At 31.6% G+C, this 2,526-nt stretch carries 3 protein-coding genes; 1 reads left to right on the forward strand and 2 read right to left on the reverse strand.

All coding sequences use genetic code 11. The annotated features are described in order from the left end of the window. The coding region (locus V7056_RS20495) for an MBL fold metallo-hydrolase (protein WP_499704233.1) at window positions 1–818 on the forward strand (818 nt) is incomplete at its 5' end. A gap of 173 nt (window positions 819–991) precedes the next feature. Here V7056_RS20495 and V7056_RS20500 read toward each other — a convergent pair. Next, entirely contained in the window at window positions 992–2,209 is a 1,218-nt protein-coding gene (locus V7056_RS20500) for a DEAD/DEAH box helicase (protein WP_499704235.1), read from the reverse strand. 11 nt (window positions 2,210–2,220) lie between these two features. Then, window positions 2,221–2,526 (reverse strand): hypothetical protein (locus tag V7056_RS20505; protein WP_499704236.1); only part of this gene is annotated, 306 nt, incomplete at its 5' end.

Here is a 2,526-nt window from a genome sequence, read left to right on the forward strand (position 1 = left end):
ACGGACTAAATGAATTAAATATTCCACTTGAAAAAGTTAAACATTTAATAGTGACACATATTCATTTAGATCATTCTGGTGGAGCAGGCTTATTAATGGAGAAATGTCCAAATGCTACCCTCTATGTTCACCCAAAAGGAGCAGCCCATTTAGAGAATCCAACAAAGTTAATAGCAAGTGCAAGACAAGTTTATGGCGAAGATTTCGACCGCTTATTTGATCCAATACTTCCTGTGGACCAAGGTAAAATCTACTCAGTCCAAAATGGCGAGGAGCTTATGATTGGAAAAAATCATAAACTAACATTTTTATATACCCCTGGTCATGCAAATCATCACATTTCCATCTTTGATCATAATAGTAAATATATGTATACAGGTGATACAATCGGGATTTATTATCCTCAGTTAGAAAATGAAATTGGACCATTTGTTTTGCCGTCAACGTCACCTAACCAATTTTCATACGACCTAATGATTGAATCACTAAATTTAATTAAATCTTATCAACCAGAAGCGATTTGTTTCGGTCACTATGGCTTATTAAATCAAACACAGTTTATCTATGAATCAATTCCTAGCTATCTAGATATTTTTATGAATAAAACAAACACAATTATTGAGCAACATCCACATTTAACATTCACCGAGAAAAGTACGTATTTGAGTAATGCTTTGTTCGAAGAGATTAAACAAGAATTGACTAGCAAAAGCATCCAAGCAGATCATCCTGTATATAACATCATGAAATTAGATATAGAAGTTTCAGCAATGGGACTAATTCTTTCAGTTGAAAAAAATAAAAAACACAGCAATTAAAGGTTAACGGTTATTGCCTATTTTTTATTGATTGATTGTAGGCCATTTCTCATGCAACTTGGTCTATTTTACTCTTGAATACAAAAAAAGCGTGTGATCATTCACACGCTTTTTAATATAATAGAATTATTTTGTTACTAATTTAAGTTACGTCTTAGTAAGAAAATACGTTGTTATTTTTGTTTTTTAATCTTTTTCTCATTATTTTTAGGACTCTTATTTGTCGGTAAATTCTTGTCTTTTTCTACCTTTACTTTATCTTCCACTTTTTCAGACATTTCGATCTTTCGTACCTCACCATGTGTAACAGATAATTGTTCAAAAAATAACTTTTGCGTTCCTCTAAGTGTAAATAAATGTTTCTTTTCACGAGGAGTTACTAAATTTATAACTGTACCTTGGTTCCCCATTCTACCAACTCGGCCACTACGATGAGTATATTGTTCAACCTTTTCAGGTACGTCTAAAGTTACAACAAACGGTAAGTCCTGAAGATCGATGCCTCTTGCAGCGACGTCAGTTGAGAATAAAAGTGATATTTTCCCTGATTGAAGGTCTTTTAATACTTTACTTCGTTCCATTTTACCTAATTTCGAATGAAGCACCGCTGTTTTGATCCCTCTGAAATTTAATTTCGAAGCAAAGCCCTCTAATTTAAATGGTTCATTACTAAATACAAGTGCTTTCATATTTTGAATTGATCCAATTCTTCTTAGTAATTCTAATTTTTCTCTTTCTTCACAAGGAATAAATCCGTGCATAATATTCCCTTCAAGACTTTGATCAACAGTAATTTCAGTTAAGTTCGTACTTTGTTCTTTTGCAAACTGCATCGCTTGAGGAGTAATTGTAGCTGAAAAGAATAATAATTGACGATCCTTTAATGTTGCTTTTACAATTTGAGGAAGGTCTTTTTGATCATCTGTCTTAATTAATTCATCTACTTCATCAAATACAATCTTTTTAACAGCATGCATTTTAAGTTTTTTTAACTTAATCAGCTGCGAAATTCTACCTGGAGAACCTACAATAATTTTCGGTTTTTGTTTTAGCTTTTCAACTTGGCGTTTTACATCAGCACCACCGACAATTGAAGCTACTTTTATATTGGTATTTTGAGTGTAGTCTTGCACAACTTGAAAAATTTGCATTACCAACTCTCGAGTTGGCGCCATAATGACCACTTGAGGATTTTCCTCATTCTCATCAATTAATTTAAGTAATGGTAATACATAAGCAAGTGTTTTACCTGTTCCAGTTGGCGATTGTACAACAACATCATTTCCTTCAAGAATCGCTGGAATTGCTTTTTCCTGGACAGAAGTCCAATTAGTAATATTACTTTCTTTTATTTTTAAAATTGTTTTTTCTGATAACTGAAAATGTTCCATTTAAATCTCCTTTAATATTTCTCATCAAACCATTGTAACATTATTTCCGAAATATGTATCAATTCTTCTAATTGATCAAATTCATCTTCTGTTATTTTATTGACAAATTTAATGATTAACGATGTTTCTGTTTTATTTTTCTCAAAAAATGATTGTTTAATGTTATGAAAAACGTTGAATTGTTGTGCTGTATGATTTTGTAACAACATCAAGCTTCTTTGTAGGATTTCAGCCTCTATTTCTTTATTGAAAAAAAATATTTGTTCTACATAACAACCAACATCCTCACTAGAAGTTAACAATTCCGAGTATAAATC

Origin of the sequence: Bacillus sp. JJ664, from assembly GCF_036962205.1 — a bacterium.
In the GTDB taxonomy this organism is placed as follows: Bacteria; Bacillota; Bacilli; order Bacillales; family Bacillaceae_G; genus Gottfriedia.